At 49.0% G+C, this 16,829-nt stretch carries 12 protein-coding genes; 6 read left to right on the top strand and 6 right to left on the bottom strand.

Features of this window, described 5'->3' with window-relative positions:
• Positions 1 to 274: 274 nt before the first annotated feature.
• The gene (locus VQ575_RS06695) at positions 275 to 772 is read right to left on the bottom strand and encodes a hypothetical protein (protein WP_325919335.1); all 498 of its coding nucleotides are present in this window, start codon (positions 770 to 772) and stop codon (positions 275 to 277) included.
• A gap of 1,632 nt (positions 773 to 2,404) precedes the next feature.
• Between VQ575_RS06695 and VQ575_RS06690 the strand changes: the two genes are divergently transcribed.
• Together VQ575_RS06690 and VQ575_RS06685 are read left to right on the top strand one after the other, a co-directional pair.
• Positions 2,405 to 3,016, top strand: a complete 612-nt coding sequence (locus tag VQ575_RS06690) for an MbcA/ParS/Xre antitoxin family protein (protein WP_325919334.1) — start codon at positions 2,405 to 2,407, stop codon at positions 3,014 to 3,016.
• An 824-nt stretch (positions 3,017 to 3,840) separates the two neighbouring features.
• A complete protein-coding gene (locus tag VQ575_RS06685; protein WP_325919333.1) occupies positions 3,841 to 4,491 on the top strand; it encodes a hypothetical protein in 651 nt (216 codons plus the stop codon).
• 599 nt (positions 4,492 to 5,090) lie between these two features.
• Here VQ575_RS06685 and VQ575_RS06680 read toward each other — a convergent pair.
• Positions 5,091 to 6,128, bottom strand: coding sequence for a CBS domain-containing protein (locus VQ575_RS06680; RefSeq protein WP_325919331.1), 1,038 nt, complete (start codon positions 6,126 to 6,128; stop codon positions 5,091 to 5,093).
• A gap of 118 nt (positions 6,129 to 6,246) precedes the next feature.
• On the opposite strand from VQ575_RS06680, the gene VQ575_RS06675 reads away from it, so the two are divergent.
• The 4 genes from VQ575_RS06675 (at position 6,247) to VQ575_RS06660 (ending at position 12,139) form a co-directional block, all read left to right on the top strand.
• Positions 6,247 to 9,468, top strand: coding sequence for a TIR domain-containing protein (locus VQ575_RS06675; RefSeq protein ID WP_325919329.1), 3,222 nt, complete (start codon positions 6,247 to 6,249; stop codon positions 9,466 to 9,468).
• 292 nt (positions 9,469 to 9,760) lie between these two features.
• Positions 9,761 to 9,976, top strand: coding sequence for a hypothetical protein (locus VQ575_RS06670; RefSeq protein ID WP_325919328.1), 216 nt, complete (start codon positions 9,761 to 9,763; stop codon positions 9,974 to 9,976).
• A gap of 514 nt (positions 9,977 to 10,490) precedes the next feature.
• Positions 10,491 to 11,177, top strand: a complete 687-nt coding sequence (locus tag VQ575_RS06665) for an FRG domain-containing protein (protein WP_325919326.1) — start codon at positions 10,491 to 10,493, stop codon at positions 11,175 to 11,177.
• A gap of 473 nt (positions 11,178 to 11,650) precedes the next feature.
• Positions 11,651 to 12,139 carry a hypothetical protein gene (locus VQ575_RS06660; protein ID WP_325919325.1) on the top strand — a complete coding sequence of 163 codons (489 nt, stop codon included), beginning with the start codon at positions 11,651 to 11,653 and terminating at the stop codon, positions 12,137 to 12,139.
• A 356-nt stretch (positions 12,140 to 12,495) separates the two neighbouring features.
• Here the strand turns inward: VQ575_RS06660 and VQ575_RS06655 are convergent, their stop codons facing one another.
• From VQ575_RS06655 to VQ575_RS06640, 4 genes are all read right to left on the bottom strand, one after another.
• Complete coding sequence (locus VQ575_RS06655; RefSeq protein ID WP_325919324.1) at positions 12,496 to 13,515, bottom strand: DUF4238 domain-containing protein; 1,020 nt, start codon at positions 13,513 to 13,515, stop codon at positions 12,496 to 12,498.
• A gap of 252 nt (positions 13,516 to 13,767) precedes the next feature.
• On the bottom strand, positions 13,768 to 14,895 hold the full coding sequence (locus VQ575_RS06650; protein WP_325919322.1) for a hypothetical protein: 1,128 nt from the start codon (positions 14,893 to 14,895) through the stop codon (positions 13,768 to 13,770).
• Between the two features lie 10 nt (positions 14,896 to 14,905).
• Positions 14,906 to 16,039, bottom strand: coding sequence for a nucleoid-associated protein (locus VQ575_RS06645; protein ID WP_325919320.1), 1,134 nt, complete (start codon positions 16,037 to 16,039; stop codon positions 14,906 to 14,908).
• A gap of 249 nt (positions 16,040 to 16,288) precedes the next feature.
• Positions 16,289 to 16,792, bottom strand: coding sequence for a RuvC family protein (locus tag VQ575_RS06640; protein WP_325919318.1), 504 nt, complete (start codon positions 16,790 to 16,792; stop codon positions 16,289 to 16,291).
• Positions 16,793 to 16,829 lie beyond the last annotated feature (37 nt).

Raw genomic sequence — 16,829 nt, 5'->3', positions numbered from 1 at the left:
CTTCTTCACTGGGCCTTTGGCCAATCCAAGGGGAGTGGCCGGGGTCTTATAGTCCTTGCTGCTTTTGAGCACACAGGCCACCTACCGTAGTTCGTACCATACTCCGCGACCACTCCCTTGCTGATTCAGGTGGCCTTGCTCCACCAGATTGCGGAAGTGTTGCTTTAGAGTGTTCCGGCTTGAGCCAGTCGACTTGACTGTTTTGCCGCTGGCTTTCATGAGAACGATCGGCAGCCATCATCAAACCCGCTGGTAAGCTTACGGCGAAGCCGTGTCAGTACTCTTCATCAGGCACGAAGAATCCAAGCGGCCGTATCACTTCATCAACCGCACCTGCGATTCTTGGTTCACCGTAAAACTCTCTGAGGTTGTAGCTCAGGGCAACCGCCAGTGTTAGCTGATCCTCGTCTAGCTCGGTTGGATCGAACGGCCACAATTCAATCCGGGTAATTTGTTTGTCGTTAAATCCAACATTTTCGACAAAAATCTTCCCCTTTGAAAACTCCGGCCAGCCTTGGATCGGCACTGCGAACGTTTTATGCGGTCGATCAGCGAGCATCGTTCGAGCGTCGAGAAATGTATCGCCTACAGGCACTAGTCCGTCGCCGTGGAACCCTCGGATGTGGAACTCGGCAAGCTTCGGCGAGGAAACAAACTTTCGCACATCTGCAATTGAAATCAGGCCATCGCGCCCCCCCCAATGCAGCGCATTCAATAGTTTTTTGAGTAGATCCGGCTCATTAGCCATTACTACGAGTGTTATATCATTCATGCGTTAACGCTCATCGCATCGATTCATCGTGTCGTGTAGTTCTGACTAAGCAACTGCTTATTAATATACACAGGAGTCACGGTTGGTGCACTCGTAAATCTAATAACTCCGCGACCGTGGATCGAAAGTAACTAGGACTTGAAACAGCCTCTGGTTACACAGTTGTGTAACTGTTGCGCATCTCGCGAAGACTGGGCCTTGAGGCAGCCTCTGGTTACACAGTTGTGTAACTGTTGCGCATCTCGCGAAGATCAGGCCTTGAAGCGGCCTCTGGTTACACAGCTGTGTAACTATTGCTAATTTGGCGAAGACCGGGCCTTGAAAAAGCCTCTGGTTACACAGCTGTGTAACTATTGCTAATTTGACGAAGGCTCGGCCTTGAAAAAAGGCTCTGGTTACACAGCTGTGTAACTGTTGCGCATCTCGCGAAGATCAGGCCTTGAAGCGGCCTCTGGTTACACAGCTGTGTAACTATTGCTAATTTGGCGAAGACCGGGCCTTGAAAAAGCCTCTGGTTACACAGCTGTGTAACTATTGCTAATTTGACGAAGGCTCGGCCTTGAAAAAAGGCTCTGGTTACACAGCTGTGTAACTGTTGCGCATCTCGCGAAGATCAGGCCTTGAAGCGGCCTCTGGTTACACAGCTGTGTAACTATTGCTAATTTGGCGAAGACCGGGCCTTGAAAAAGCCTCTGGTTACACAGCTGTGCAACTATTGCTAATTTGACGAAGGCTCGGCCTTGAAAAAGTTTCTGGGTTACGCAGTTGTGTAACTGTTGCGCATCTCGCGAAGACCAGGCCTTGAAGCAGCCTCTGGTTACACAGCTGTGTAACTATTGCTAATTTGGCGAAGGCTGGGCCTTGAAAAAGCCTCTGGTTACACAGCTGTGTAACTGTTGCGCATCTCGCGAAGATCAGGCCTTGAAGCGGCCTCTGGTTACACAGCTGTGTAACTATTGCTAATTTGGCGAAGACCGGGCCTTGAAAAAGCCTCTGGTTACACAGCTGTGTAACTATTGCTAATTTGACGAAGGCTGGACCTTGAAAAAAGCTCTGGTTACACAGTTGTGTAACTGTTGCGCATCTTGCGAAGACCAGCCCTTGAAGCAGCCTCTGGTTACACAGCTGTGTAACTATTGCTAATTTGGCGAAGACTGGGGCTTGAAAAATGCCTCTGGTTACACAGTTGTGTAATTATTGCTAATTTGGCGAAGGCTGGGCCTTGCAAAAGCCTCTGGTTACACAAATGTTTAACTATCACGCATCTCGCGAAAACGCCTATTTCTTCGTCTTCAACGTAATTTAAGCTAGTATATAGTCTGTGGGATAAAGTTTTAGAGGGAAATTGATAGTTTGAAGTGTAATGAATCGTGTACTTGCGAAAATCTCCATGCAACGGATTATCCAGTCGCTGGCAGATCTTATGTAGCAACGCAGATCTCGATGCGGTGTTTACCTTTTCGCACAGTTTATACCGGTTGCTACCTGGGATGAGACGATGCGTATGAGGTGGCGCGGTGATGATTAATTAGAGTGCTAAGGCCGAGTCGCTCAAGTAAGTAGTATGCCACGAGAAAGTAAATATCGCGGCCCATAGCCACCACCGACCTTCCAGAAGAGGTTTCTAAAACTATGCAAGAATCACTCGATGCACTTTTGTGTGTGCGATACCCGGCCATTTTTTCAGTCGATAGCTCGGCAGGGCAGCGCTTGTTCGGCTTTGAGTGCGGTGACGGCTGGTTCACACTTATCGATGCTACGTGTGAGTTGATTCAGCACGACATCGAGACCAATGGCACTCAGCAATTTGTGGCTGTACAAGTTAAAGAAAAATTTGGCGGACTTCGTTTTTACTTCCGAAAGGGAAGCGACTATGCAGCCGCTGTGATTGAACTCGCGGAATTTCTATCACCATCCATCTGTGAAATATGCGGCGGTTTCGGTAAAGTGGTGTCACTCTTCGGTTGGATGCAAACGCGTTGCCCGGTGCATGAGAACACGACTGTTTATGAGGGGGCTCTCCTCACACTGGAGAGTAACCTGCTGCTAGTTCCTCCGATGGGCGAATTGCTGGGCGCTGCATTGGCGTTTTTTGCACTTGATGGTCAGGCTGCGGCCCGCTGGTTGACTCAACCAGCGCCTGCGCTTGCACATACGATTCCGTTGGCGTTGGCAGGAACTGTGGTTGGTCAGCGCCAGATCTTGACGCTCATCGGACAACTTGAGCACGGCATCATTCCGTGACGCAGTTATGAATGTTGCCGCTGACCTAAACCTGACCCAGGCACCTGCCGTAGGTTAGGTCAGCAGTAACCCTCTGGATTCCTTCCGCGTAGCGGCTCGCTAGTGCACCCGCTACGCGGAAATGAGCCAAGGGTATTACCCAGGGCAGCCAGCCTTCCTGCTACACCATATGGCTTCCCACGTAGGTCGGTGAGTAGCTGCTTTGGCAAACAACATTGACGTGTTCTAGGTCCCGGCCAATGCGACTCGCAACATTGGCCGTGCTTATCGCTCAGCAAATGAACGTCGATGATCCAAGGCGATGAGGCGATGAGCGTTTTTTACACACTCTGGGACGAATGCTACCTGTCGCAGATGAGCTGCTACCGGCCCAGGCTGTGTGAAAACGCATGCACCGTTTTGTAGTCTGCGTTGCTACGTAAAATCTGTCGGCGTTTTGTTAATCAGCTGACTTAATTTGCGTAGTATCGCGATTTTCGGTCCGGTTCTGACTGTCAAACCTACTCTAAAACGTATTCACACAGCCTGGGTCGGTTGCCGTCCTTCAAGTACTAGTCCTGCCGGCAGTCGGCCTCAACCCGACATTCGAGACTATGCCTCAGGTCACACCCAGTGGCCGGGTCTCAAAAACTCAGCCCGGTTCATCCCGCCCACAGCGCCCTGCCGACCGAACACAAGCCCTTCCTTTATATAGCGCATCACGACCACGAGTTCTCATTCCAATGCCCCCAACGTGGCCAGTAAATGGGATACCATTCAGTGATAGCGATTACGGTGGAAAAGCTCAAACACTGGGAAGAGCCAGATTAACTAAAGGATAAAAGATGCAACCTCAAAGCGAACCTTCGGTAATGAAGGCAGTGTTTGATCAGCTGAAAGAAGCGCACTTTGACATCTGCAAGCATATCAACTTTATCGATATCACTGATCCAAGCAGAAGCCCAGAGGCAGACCTGGAAAAAGCTGGAATAAAGTATGACTCCATACTGCGCTTTACGGACAACAGCATCAAATCCTTGGCGGACGGCGGTTACACAATGGCTTCTGCCGACGGTTACACCGTAAATTTTTTATTAGATGACGCACCACAGAGCGCTATATTTCTAGGCTCAACCCCATCCGGCATTAGCCAAGAGGATAGCGAATCATTGTTTTGGACTTTACAAATATTGTTCGTTTATCACGAACTTATGCACGCGAAGGATCTAAAAATTGAGAAAAACTTTAGTCTATCTGATCGTAAAGTAGATCTAGTAAAGGCCGAAATATACGCTGACATCTCGACCTTGAGATTTTTCGCCAAGCATCAAAAGTCCGGAGCGGATGTATTCAGAAATTTATATGCAGCCGGTATACTCGGCAGGGCCAAGACTCCGATTTACACTCGCATATTTAACGGCATCACAAAATCATTTCCCGAGGCTCAGCTCAAAGCATGGGCCTCAAACAGTATTTTACCGCCCAAGACGCAATGACATGTAGGTTTGAACGCTGTAATCAGAACAGAACAGCGCGCCAACCGGGGGTTCAAATCCCCCCAACTCCACCATTTAAGATACCAACGATGCCCGCCCAGTCCCCCTCTCTCGGCTGTAATTCGGCACGTTTTGCCCCCCACCATGTCAAAGTGCCCCCGAAACAAACGCAAGAAATTTATCCATAAGGAAAAATTGCATTTTTAATGAGGTATAGATCAACGACATCACCCTATAAAAATCAATAACTTAGCGCTGTATATTACTACTGTAGTACCCCTTCTCCCCCGGCGTTCTGCTGACCCTCACCTTTCCCTTATGAACCAATCACCGCCGACTGCTACGCTGAAACTCCATGGAGGATTCGCGATGCCACACTCAATGAAGTCGCAAGGCAGCTAAATAGCCGCCCTCGCAAAACACTAAACTACGAAACGCCCGCTGAACGATTTAGCCAATCTGTTGCATCGACCGGTTGAATCCACAGCCAAGAGCAGACATTCACCCCTAAGAACATCTCTGACTGCAATTTAGATTTAGTCAGAACCTATGATTACAGCACAAGTAGAAAATACGGATTCCATATTATGACATAGTTATTATTGAGGGCTGAGCGCATTCAGCAATCTCACGAACTGTCGCAGCTTTTCTAATTCGGAAGGTGCGGTACCGTCCGGATCGAAATGCATAACATTATTTCGAATATCGCGAATCTCATTCAGATGTTTGACAAATGTCCCTCGATCTATATTCAAACTCAACGCAGCCCAACGAGCAGGGTTTTCAAGCAGCCGTATATGCTCACCAAAAGTTAGATCAGACAAGCCTTCTATATCGCGAGAAGTATCACTTGGATCTCTCGCAGACTTAAGCTCAGCAGCAGAAAACTTTCCATCACTTAATTGCCGCAGATGCATTTCAATCTCACCAAGAAGAAGGAACGGCTCTGCAAGCTGACGAAATTGCAAGCTTAAATCTGTGGTTGTCACAATGCCTGAAATTACTCCCTTTTCATCGCGAACAAGAACGAACGCTCGCTCGACAATTGTGGGAATAGCCGAAAAAAGTGATACATTGGACTCAAGTACAACTGCGTCTTCAAGGCAATCTTGTACGACAGCGCATGGGCGTCCTAAGGCAAGCTTTGTACCAATTGATTGCCAGGTAATTACTCCTTTTATAGAGCGTTCTCCCTGCATTACAGGAAGTTGAGAATAATCATTCAAAAGCATGATTGTTACAGCTTCCGCAACTGTAGCGTTGGGATTTACCGATACCGGACGGGTGTTAGCAGAGGGAAGCCTACCGATACGCTGAGTCGGATCCTCGGATTCGGATGTTATTAATATTGCGTGCGCCTCTTCAACCCCTTCAACCTCTTCATCTCCAAGATCTAACTCTGGGCCTGAATTAATTATCGGAGAGAACGTTAGCAACCCATCAAGATAGGTGTATTCAATATCTGGCTCAGTGCGAATATTAAGCGACTCCAAATCACGCCTAATAGCCCAAACTATAAAGCGACCACGACGCTCATAACCATACCACCAAAGAAGTTCACGAACTGTATGTTGCTCGGGCGAAACAGAACATACGCGCTCTGCAAGTTTTTTCAGCTCCTCTGGAGGCCATTCCATCTACATAATCCTTTGTACGTTAGATACTTATGATTCTCAGCATTTTGCCTTCAACACCACCGGTTCACAACCTTTGACCTAGGTTTTGGCGCGAAGCTCTATTCTTAGCCGAATACTCATGTCTATCCATGACCATCAGTACGAGATTGTAGAATTTTCTTGGGTTTTAAGGCACCACGAGCGTCCGGTATGCGGGCACAACACCGGCAAGGACGAGCATCGGGTGGGTGCGGCACAAAACCACCCGGCTCCCGAACGCGAGTGCAGACTGCAAGGCCTCGATCCGCGACTAAATAGAACAATAAGATCCCACATCCGCACCCTGCGCATCCAACTGACCTACCTGCCAGACGTCTTCTTAGTGAACGTGTATCCTCCCCGTGCACAAAACGCCTGGGAGGCACACTTGCGAATCTTCATTTCTTACAGCTGGGACTCGGAAGACCATAAACAATGGGTCCAACAGTTGGCCGAAGACCTTACGGACTTGATGCCAGACTTGGACGTTGAATACGACCAACGCGGCATGAACCACCGTGTGGACCGCAATCAGTACATGGAGTCCGCGATCTTCGAGAGCGACGTAGTACTGGTAATCATTACCAAGAACTACACCGAAAAAGCCAATGCGCGCCAAGGCGGCGTCGGACGCGAGACCGCGATGGCGGCAGAGCGTCATTGGACGGAATCGGCCAGTAAGTCAAAAACGCGAATTCTTGCGATCAAACGAGAAGCCGGTGCAGACGTTCCGCGTTACCTGACCGCGAGTCTCTATTTCGACTTCTCTCGTACCGATTCCTACACCGAAAAATTGTCCGACCTCAAGCACCAACTTGAATCAATTGGTGATCATGCGGCCGAGCAACCCTCCATCGCTAAGACGGTTTCGCTTGAGAGCGGCGCAAGTGAAGGCGATGGTTTCTCTTTCACGAGAACCGACGATCTGCTCGCGGGCTTTTATAAGGTTCGCACACCACTGTGGCGCGGACAGGACTTTTCGGGACAGCGTCGCGTGAAGTACGAACTGTGGAGGGTCGATACGCCTCATCCACAATTGCTGTTGCTATTGACGCAAAACATCAACATTCGGCAAACGCTCGCAGACTTTATATCCAAGATTCGAAACCTTCCCAAGGACCTTCAGGGCTTCCGCGCGCTGACCATTCTTCGTCCTTCTCCCGGCAAGGTTGGCTACGTGGCCGAGCAGCTTGAAGAACTGGGCCAACAGATCAGCGTTACTGAGCTGACGTTCAAGGACTACCTCGGTCGTTTTTGCGTTGATGCCGATTCCTTGCAGCTTTCCGTTCCCTTCAAGGAGCCGTTTTACATCGACCAAACTTTGTATCGTGTGGGCAGAAATGAGACAGAGACGCTAGGCCCCGCGTTAGCTCATCTTGCCGGCACCGTCAGTCGAGCCGATAGCCCGCCCCTTTCCTTGCTTGTAGCCTCAGGGGGCGCAGGCAAGACTACTCTCCTCCGTAGCCTCTCTGCCGAAATCAATGAATCGCAGCACTCAAGGGTGATGCTCATTGAGGCAGACACGCTGAAGAAGCTGCCGAAGGACCAGTTACGGCGTTCGCACGTCTCATCGCTTTTTGATCTGTGTGGATTGCACTCCATGGCACTGACCACCGCCGGTGCTACGCCCATGAGGGTTCCGTCAAACCGCAACGTGTTCGACCTACTGCTCATCAGCGGGAGCCTCTTGATTCTGATAGATGGTATCGACGAGCTGTTGAGCATGATGTCATCAAGCTTCGAGCTAGTGCCATTCGTGGAGTCCATTAAGGCATTGAATGCTGAACTAGGGCAGACACGAGTCTTTCTGGCGGGGCGAGAGGACACCGTCGGCACGACAGTCGCATCTTTGCGTCGCCACGGAGTACCGATCTACAATTTGAAGGGCTTCACCTCGGATGAGGTTGCCCAGTACGTCAAAAAGCGGTTTCTCAAACGACACCAGGAAGAGCGTCAAGCTATCGTCACAAGGGTTCAAGAAACTCTACAGTCGGTTTCGACAGCAATGGAAGACGAGACGGTTCTCCCGTTCTTTGTAGATGCATTGTGCGAGTTGGAGGAGGATGTCAACAGCACGGGGCTGCAACTTAAAGTCGAAGGGGCCATCAAGGAACGAATGGCCGACGCTGGCTATCCTCACAATGTTCGCGCAGTCGACCTGCTCGTCTTCGCCATCATTGATCGAGAACGTGAACGACAAGATTGGAAGCCAGCAGTGGCTCGCCTAGTTGACGTCCTGAAGGAATTCTCTAGCGCTCACTTTGGAACCGCACGAATAGAAGAACTTACGGTGGTGGTGGATACCTATCTTGCGGCAACGGCTACCAACTCGTCTGTGACCGAAATTTTTTGCAAGAACCCCTTGCTCTCAGTTGCCAACGAGGTCGTCACGTATAGATACGACTTCTTACAGTCCTATTTCTTGGGGCTCTGGCTAATCGAGCGGCTTGAAGATCGTTCAATTTCCTCCGATCTGTTCATGAAGCACTTCTCCCGCTTGGCTACTGGACAGGGGGCAGTCTTTGAAGAGTTAAGTCGGTTCTACGCAGCCAAGTCCCGCAAAGATGTACAAGATCTGCTCACGAGTGTCTACTCAGGCTTCAAAGCCGTTGCGCTAAACCCGAAGACTGAGGCCGGCGTGGCGGACTCAGCACAATCAGCATGCAGTTGCCTGCTTCACCTCTTCGCAGCAACAGCCGGCAAAGGGTTAAATCGAATCGCCTTCAGCACAGCTATCTTCTCCATCGTTGGCGAAGAGATGGCGAGTGAAAGAAGACTCACCAAAGGGCTATTCATTTCTGGTGACTTCCCGCTGCTTCACTTCGTTGACAGAGAGTTCTGGAACTGCAAATTAATCGGCTACGACTCTTTCCCAAAGTGCCGCTTTAGCAACGCCAAGTTTTATTACAGCTCGTTTATCGCAATCCATGCTGAGAGTTGCTCTCCGACGATGAACTCCAGCATTTTCGATTTGGATAGTTGCGATCTCGGCGAGATGACAACCTCGCTGGTGATGAACGCGGCCAACATCGAGTCGTTGCTGACGCTCGATGAAATCAAGAGGTTTTTCAGCTATTTCTTCGTGGGGGGAGGATTTGCTACGAAGCTGCCAAGCGAGCTGTATCGGTTTCCCAAACCAGGTATGACTGACGAGTTCATGGCCAAACTCCTTCAAGCTGGAGTCTTAGAGGAACAAAAGGCGAAAGCGCAGATACGCTATGGGGTCACTGCCGCTTACATGCGCCCAGTCCAGAAGCTCGTCAACGAGAACAATATGAACAAGCAGTTCCGCAATTTGTTCAAAGACTTCCTCGGCCGCTAGTCCACTCGTTCGTATGCATGACGCCCTGTCGTTGGAGCTGACGCCGGGGCTGGGTTAGCTCGGCGACGGGCGGTTGGAGCTGTGTACCGCCGTGGGCCTTCTTTCGCGACTGAGCTTCGACATTGAGCGGCAGCTCTGCGATCGCTTCATGGGAGTTCCGAAAGTCCGCATTGGGTCTAAAGTGACCGGTGACAGCCTTACCAGTTGCCCATACTCCAATCAACCTATTGCGGGTTCCAATTGAGGGCACTCTCACTGCTATGCTTGGGCTTTCTCGAAAGGAATCGACACCATGCCAAGCGATTATTCACTGTCGGATGTACTGGAAAGGCTGTTCGAAAACCAGCAGGCCCTGGAGGCGGCCATTATGGAGTTGACCCTGCTGATTGAGGAGCAAGGGGCACAGGAAGTGGGCGGAAATGTCCGTGGCGCACTGTGGACCATGGGTGAAAACGCCGGTCATATCAAACAAGGCCTGGCTCGATTGAAGAAATCAGACATCGGTTAACCGACTGCACACCAAGGGCCCATCAACAGTCAAGTCGAGGTGAATTCGGTTAACCAGTCCGGTTCGCCTCACAGGCAGCTATCGGCCAATTCTGTTGAAAAGTCGGTTTGTCCAAACTGCTCAAATATTGATGGGTGAAAAACACTTTTTTTTACACGCTGCTACGTGAATCCGAGTGCGGAAACTTCTGCTGAAACGCAAGGTTTTCAATCTCAGATGCGCACTTTTCTGCCAAAAGAACCAAGCCGGACTTTTTCAACAGAATCGGCCAGGAGCGGACGGGGGACACAGAGATGGCAAATGGGTGTCGCCGATGCTGTTTTCGAATCGAGAAGGCCGCAGGGCTTGCCGTCATCGTTGTCGTATTTCTCTCTGGGCGATGTCGCGTTTGCCGCAACCACTTCTAAGCTAGACTAGGACTTACAGGACGCTAAGGGACATTACCCTACCCACCATCACGACTAAGAAACGCGACGCCACATGTCAGTTTATATTAGTTAAATTCCGAGCCATCATGATCATCACCAACTTTATAGAGCTTCATAAGGCCTTTGAAAAATACAAAAATAATAGCGCTTGGATATTCAGGGGGCACGCTGATCCTTCGTGGGAATTAAAGCCTAAATCTGGTCGTTTACCGTATTCAAAATCAAACGAACAAAATATTTTCAAAGCGTGGGTGCGCCGCGCCAATGAATTCATAAAAGAAAGACCTGAGTCAGAGTGGGAGTGGCTTGCAATTGCTCAACACCATGGGCTGGCCACTAGATTACTGGACTGGAGCTATAATCCTTTAGTTGCTGCATTTTTCGCAGTGTCAGAAGAACTCCCGGATAGAGATGCAAAAATATTTTGCTACAAGTGCCTATGGGAGTTCGATAGCAAAAAAACCAAAAGCCCATTCGATTTAAAAAGCGCGGGAAAGTTTAAGCCAACTGGAGTTGTTCCTCGGATAATTAGGCAGGGCGGGGTTTTCACCGTAAGCTCAGATCCTAAAAAAGGGATCGATGAACTTATGCGGGAAAACGAAGAACTTGAAATAATTACCATATCAAAAGAGTACAGAAAGACGCTCCTTCAAGACTTAAACTTTTACGGAATAAACATTTCATCAATATACCCAGATCTTGATGGGCTTTCAGCTCATATGAACTGGATTGTTGAGAACAATATTTACAATCTTGCTCCTGAAAAAATCTAGCTATGTGCTCAATTCGTTCGCTTCGCTAGCAGGGAGAGGCTAAAGCCTGCCGTTCACCAAAAGTTATGATTGTCTGCAAAGGGTCCTGGCTGTGTGAAAACGCATGCACCGTTTTGTAGTCTGCGTTGCTACGTAAAATCTGTCGGTGATTGGTTAGTCAGCAGACCGAAAAATCACGAAGGGACGCGTTTTTTGTTCCGGTTCTGACTGTCAAACTCGCTCTAAAACGTTTTCACACAGCCTGGGTCGATAGCATCCTTCGCTGACAGGCAGCCGTGGTCACGAGCGAAGGTATCAGCTAAAAAGTGCTCAAAAGGCTTAGATGAAGCCTAAACGTTTCGAGTTTTTCCTAATGGTCTAGCCAGCTTGTGCTATACACACGATGCCACCATAAATTCTTTATCGAAATTAGCCGACTACGCTCCCGCACTTCTCGATCATCCAAAGAACTAATTTAATTCAAAGGAACTGAGATGAGCACAGAAGAAAACATCCAACCAAACGCACTACCTCCCACCATATCCAAACTAAAAGACTTTCTTGAAGACGCTATATCTCGACGAATCGATACATCAAGCAGATATGCTTTCGTCGCCATATCAGACTTATCAGCAGCACACCAAAAATACTGCGAATCAATTGATCAGGCGGTATGGTACCTAGCTCTTTATCTGGTTGGAAACCCTGAAATAGGCGGTGACAACTCCCAAGATAAAGCCCGCACATTAATGAAGGAGCGATTTAACAATATATATACAAACTATATTAAAAGCCCCATTAAAGACATCAATTCATTCCTCCAATTTGACACCAACCAGAGCTTACAGATTTATGGACACACTAACTGGGCCGAGCGTAACAAAATTATGTGTCTAGAAGACTATATTCTAAGATTAAAAGAAAGAATGGTAACTGAAGGATTCTCGCCTGATGATGTATTGCCTTCAAATACTCCCACATAGATACACTATCTGCATGCTTTCAACTTGAGCGATTGAGTGAATCGCTCCTGGTTGTGTAGACACATCCAAGGGATTAATTTTGGCGGGTTTCAGCAACCACCAATGTCAGCTATGGACTGATTGCAGCCCTTCGCTACAGGCAGCAATCGGCCCAGAGTGTGTAAAAACGCAGACACCGTTTGGAAATCTGTGTTGCTACGTAAATCTGCCAGCGCTTGGCTATTCAGCAGACCTGAAATTTGCGTAGGACCGCGATTTTCGTTCTAGTTCTGACCGTCAAACCTGCTCTAAAACGCTTTTATACAGCCTCGGCCAAAAGCAGCCATCGTTACGTCTAAAAACGAGAAAGAATCAAGCTAGTGTTGTAGCTCAGTCTCAGCTTGGCATTGTTCACTGCGCCAGTTTTTCCAGGCATCTCGTTCACGTTTAAAAGTTTCTGAGCATACCGTCCTAGGCCGAATAAGATGAATGTCGCTTTGGTCCCGAGAAAAGACGTAGCGATCTGCATGCTCGATGATGATCTTTCGCATTAGTTGAGCAGTCCCTTCGTCAAGCCTCTTACCTCGGTGCCAAGGGCGTTTACCAATGCAAGTGTATAGAAGGTGTTTCGGACTCAAGGGCAAAAGTATCTCCCCGTTCTCAACTCCCCAACCACCGCCAAAATCATAGTTCTTAGCGTCATGGAAATTCAGGCGGATTAATGGATTGTCCGAGGTGGGCCAAGATATGCCCTGTGGGGCATGGAGTACCGTCCACCGATGTTTGGGTAGGCGACTTAAAGTATTAGTCAGGAGATGCCTTATATTCCAAAGCCATAGCCGTCTCCCGACGATGGTTTCGGCTTTAATCAGTCCACTGCCGTCCAACTTTTTTTCGATTGAGACTTTCAGAGGAAAGCCGTCAGCATGCACATTAGTTTCTGGAAGCAGACCGCTGTTTCTGTCAGCCCGCTCCATCATAAGGACAGAGCGCTCAACTGAATCTTCCAACATCAATGGCAAAGCCTCGCGCTGCCGTCCGAGGAACTCTCGAAGTCGTGCGGGAGTCCGTACATCCTGAGCAGCAGCAAAACGCACTAACCTCTTCCAGTGGTCAGGAGACAGACGCTGCTCACTAATGACGCGTTCGATCGCTGCTTGCGCCGGATTCTCAAACTCCCTATCGAGCCACCGCTCAAACTCATCTGTCTCTTCTTGTCCCGCTAAATAAGTATAGAGATGCTGTTGAAAAGCAATACCTTTAAGAGACTGTTCTTTCCACAAAGGATAACTTTCGTTGGGGACTAACAGCCGGTATGTGGGGATTTGACCGTCATGCGACCACTGTTTCAAATAGAGCTTCGGTACGTAATGGTTGTCCTTGCGCAGGTTCGTCATCGTCAATTCCTTCTTACGCGGTACTCTATCCTATCGGAAAATAGCCGGTTTGAAGTTACTCCCGTCTTCGCTGAAGGCTTCTAGCATAGGTCCAGAAATCATCCTCCGGGACGCTAACGAAAGGGGCCTGCATGACAGGCCCCTATCAGCGTCGTGATCTCGCTCTCATCAATGCCAAGGATGGATCCACTGAATATTTTCTAAGCCTAGTAACAACGCGGTACGTTATAAACCTGAGGTTCGATTCCGACATTAAATCAATTGGGCACGTTCAAATAGCACGAGGCTCACCAACACAAGAATCAGCCAAGATATTCGGGTCAACGTGCGCAGCCTGGATTTCGCCGCAGATGATGAGCCTGAAAGTTTGGATCTGGAGCGATTAATCTCTTCCTTGACCTCGTCGATGCCCACGACCACGTCATCGTATTTGGATACCGACTGCTCAAACTCTTCGCCTAGCAAATCGATATGACCGATAACGTTGCTGTTGAGGGACGCGATCATCCATGTCGAAATCAACAGGCCAACAAAGACCACGAAGAAATCCCAGCCGGTAGTCGTAGACTTTAGGATTGCACCTACAGCGACCACGCCGCCTGGAATCGCAAATGCCTTGGTCTGCTGAGCCATGATCGCGTCTTGGACCTTGCATAAAAATCCAACGCGCTCACTCTCAATTCCGGCCAAGATTTTGTTCACCGAAAACTTGCTTACATAAACCTTGTAGCGCTCGGTGTAGCCTTGATAAAACTTGCCCAGCGAGGACATCAAGAACTTGATGTTTCGGCTGTCCTCTTCCTTGAAAAACTCGATCAAAGCTTCTCGCATAACGTGCCGCCGCTCATCGCAGTGGACATCATCTTCCTCGCCGACAGCCGACTCTAGCGTCTTGGCGCGCTTAGCCCCAGCCTCGTCGACATCAATCGACATCAACTCGGTGTAGCTCATTGCGTACCGAACTTCCTGCTTCGTGAGGAACGACTCCTTAGAGCTGAAAAACACGTATTTCATCGGCTGGGTCTCATCACCTTCGTGATGACAAAGTGACTTGAGCATTGAGCGCAATGAGAAATACACACCCAGCCGGAGATTGAATGACGCCATCCCTTGCGCATCCATCCCGATCACATAGTGGTGCTCGGGCTTTGTCGCCTTAGTCCGTACCGCATGCCATAGAGCCTCCGCATCAGCGAAGAAAGGGATATAGCGATCAGTCCACGCAGCGCTCGTCATAAGATAAATATGATTGCCCATGCGCTCCAGACTTTGGGGGCTTTCGCAACCGTGTCGAGTCAGAAAATCATTGATTTCTGCGTCGTCCAGCGCCTCAGCATTGAGCACCAGTTGATCGTCATCCAGTGAGATCTTGTCTAGCATCCGTGCACCCTCAAATGTTCTCTGCACCTATGCTTTTTAGCCTTTCCGAGACATCGCTTGGCAGCTTTATCGTCAGATAAACGAAATCCTTATCAACGCTCAAGTCAGCGCCCTTGTCACCAATGGCCACAGCATCAAGCTTGACGCGCCCGTCAAAATCTCCAGACGGTAGTTTGACGTCGACGAAACCCATATTTTTCGCAGTGACACTTGAGGGTTGGAATTCCTCACTGACCTTGAAACGCTCTGAGTTTTCAGAAATAAACTTCATGAGCCCGCCATGGTGTGGGGATTTTGATGGCAAGCACTTGTCGATTTCACGCTGAATTTCCGAAAGGTGCACCCTTTCCCCCGCTCTGTTTTCAATGTAACTGACAACGCGGGTGTGGATTTTTCGCCTATCGGCTGCCGATAGGTCCTTCACCTCCTCAACAAAATATGCTGCCAGCGCGCTCTTTAGGTTGTCGACGCATACCTTGCCTGGGATCGAGTCGGAGCAGCCCAGGGCGGCGTTGAAAAACTCGCTCTTGGAATTTCCCTTAATGAAGTAGAGATATGCCTCTCCTTTATTTTCGGGAAAACTAGACGCAAAGGCGGTGAGATCCATGCATGCAGCCTGCCTGAAGTCTTGGAGGTTTAAGCTTTCCGTGCCTTTAGGGGTAAGGTTGTCGTTGTCGTCAAAATCATAGCCACCCTTCTTACCCAACATTACAACCAGGACATGATCACGCTCTTGGAAGTCCTGATAGTGGGCAAACACGACATAGCCCTCACTGAGGGAACGGCGCGCAGGATCGTTCGCTTCATGGCAAAGCCTGTCCATTACTCCGGTGACAAAAGCATTAAAATCGACATTGGTGCAGTAATTTGAGAAGTTTTCAGCCGCCGAAACGATGCCTGGATCGACATAACCGTAAATTCGACCGCTGCGTGAAAATTTTTTACCGATCAAATTGACGAAATCTACGCAAACGCTGGAATTCAGATTCCAATCCTTGCCTTTCTTACTGTCATAAAAAGTGAGCCCTCCGAGGGAGGTTTTGAAAAACCTCGCAGCGCAGGCACTCACCACCACGAGTGATTTCTTCTCTACTTCTTCACTGGCTGCTTCGACACCAACTACGTTTTTGTTCAGATCATCCATGCCAAATCCATCCGTGAAAACCACCGGAAATGCCGGGGTGTGAGAGACATGAGTTTATGTGTCGATGATAGCACCTTGATCTCACACAAACGTCACCTTGCCCACGAACAATCGGAGTGTGGGTCAAGCAGACAATAATGCAAACGGCCACGCTTTTGATCTAGCTGAGCACGCGACTGGCGCGACAAAAAACACTGATAAAATTCTTTAACGGTTTCCCCTTCGCTCATAGCTGATTCTTCATCCCTGTCACTTGCAATTATGCATTCCAGAAATTGCGATCAAAAGCGAATTTGTGCGGCCATCTTTAACCCCCAACTCTCCGTGCTTGTTCCTGCGCCCAGTTGTAATTTTTGCCTCGGGGTACAATCGAACGGCTAATTCACTACACCTTTGTTTATCCACCCCCTTAATACCCAGTGATTTTTTCCATTCTTGACGGCGGACTGATACCACCTTAAAACCAAGGCTTTCCGCTAGGCTAAGTGCAACTCTATAGGACGAATCCAAGCTAAAGTCTCGAATAGCGTCATTGGCAGGCATATGAATGTGCTCAATAGCAACAATGCCGATCTTGCCAACAAGTGCCCGAGCCAATTTCTCGGCCATCATAATGACATCAACACGCGTTATTTTTTCAAACCGCTCAAGCGGCATATCGAAAAGATCGAGCAAAGAGCCGTCTTCACGTAAAATTGCGATTGCACCCTTCTTGCCTGGGTCAATCCCTACAAATATTCTTTCCGAGTACATATTATGTAACCTATTTATTTGAGTAGTTAAAAACCGA

The sequence above is a fragment of the Pseudomonas frederiksbergensis genome, from assembly GCF_035751725.1.
GTDB classification, from domain to species: Bacteria; Pseudomonadota; Gammaproteobacteria; order Pseudomonadales; family Pseudomonadaceae; genus Aquipseudomonas; species Aquipseudomonas frederiksbergensis_A.
This window is presented reverse-complemented; position numbering and strand designations above follow the sequence as displayed.

Coding starts and splice junctions, on each gene's coding strand:
- VQ575_RS06695 (WP_325919335.1), bottom strand. CDS start 772: ATGAATGATATAACACTCGTAGTAATGGCTAATGAGCCGGATCTACTC.
- VQ575_RS06690 (WP_325919334.1), top strand. CDS start 2,405: ATGCAAGAATCACTCGATGCACTTTTGTGTGTGCGATACCCGGCCATT.
- VQ575_RS06685 (WP_325919333.1), top strand. CDS start 3,841: ATGCAACCTCAAAGCGAACCTTCGGTAATGAAGGCAGTGTTTGATCAG.
- VQ575_RS06680 (WP_325919331.1), bottom strand. CDS start 6,128: ATGGAATGGCCTCCAGAGGAGCTGAAAAAACTTGCAGAGCGCGTATGT.
- VQ575_RS06675 (WP_325919329.1), top strand. CDS start 6,247: ATGTCTATCCATGACCATCAGTACGAGATTGTAGAATTTTCTTGGGTT.
- VQ575_RS06670 (WP_325919328.1), top strand. CDS start 9,761: ATGCCAAGCGATTATTCACTGTCGGATGTACTGGAAAGGCTGTTCGAA.
- VQ575_RS06665 (WP_325919326.1), top strand. CDS start 10,491: ATGATCATCACCAACTTTATAGAGCTTCATAAGGCCTTTGAAAAATAC.
- VQ575_RS06660 (WP_325919325.1), top strand. CDS start 11,651: ATGAGCACAGAAGAAAACATCCAACCAAACGCACTACCTCCCACCATA.
- VQ575_RS06655 (WP_325919324.1), bottom strand. CDS start 13,515: ATGACGAACCTGCGCAAGGACAACCATTACGTACCGAAGCTCTATTTG.
- VQ575_RS06650 (WP_325919322.1), bottom strand. CDS start 14,895: ATGCTAGACAAGATCTCACTGGATGACGATCAACTGGTGCTCAATGCT.
- VQ575_RS06645 (WP_325919320.1), bottom strand. CDS start 16,039: ATGGATGATCTGAACAAAAACGTAGTTGGTGTCGAAGCAGCCAGTGAA.
- VQ575_RS06640 (WP_325919318.1), bottom strand. CDS start 16,792: ATGTACTCGGAAAGAATATTTGTAGGGATTGACCCAGGCAAGAAGGGT.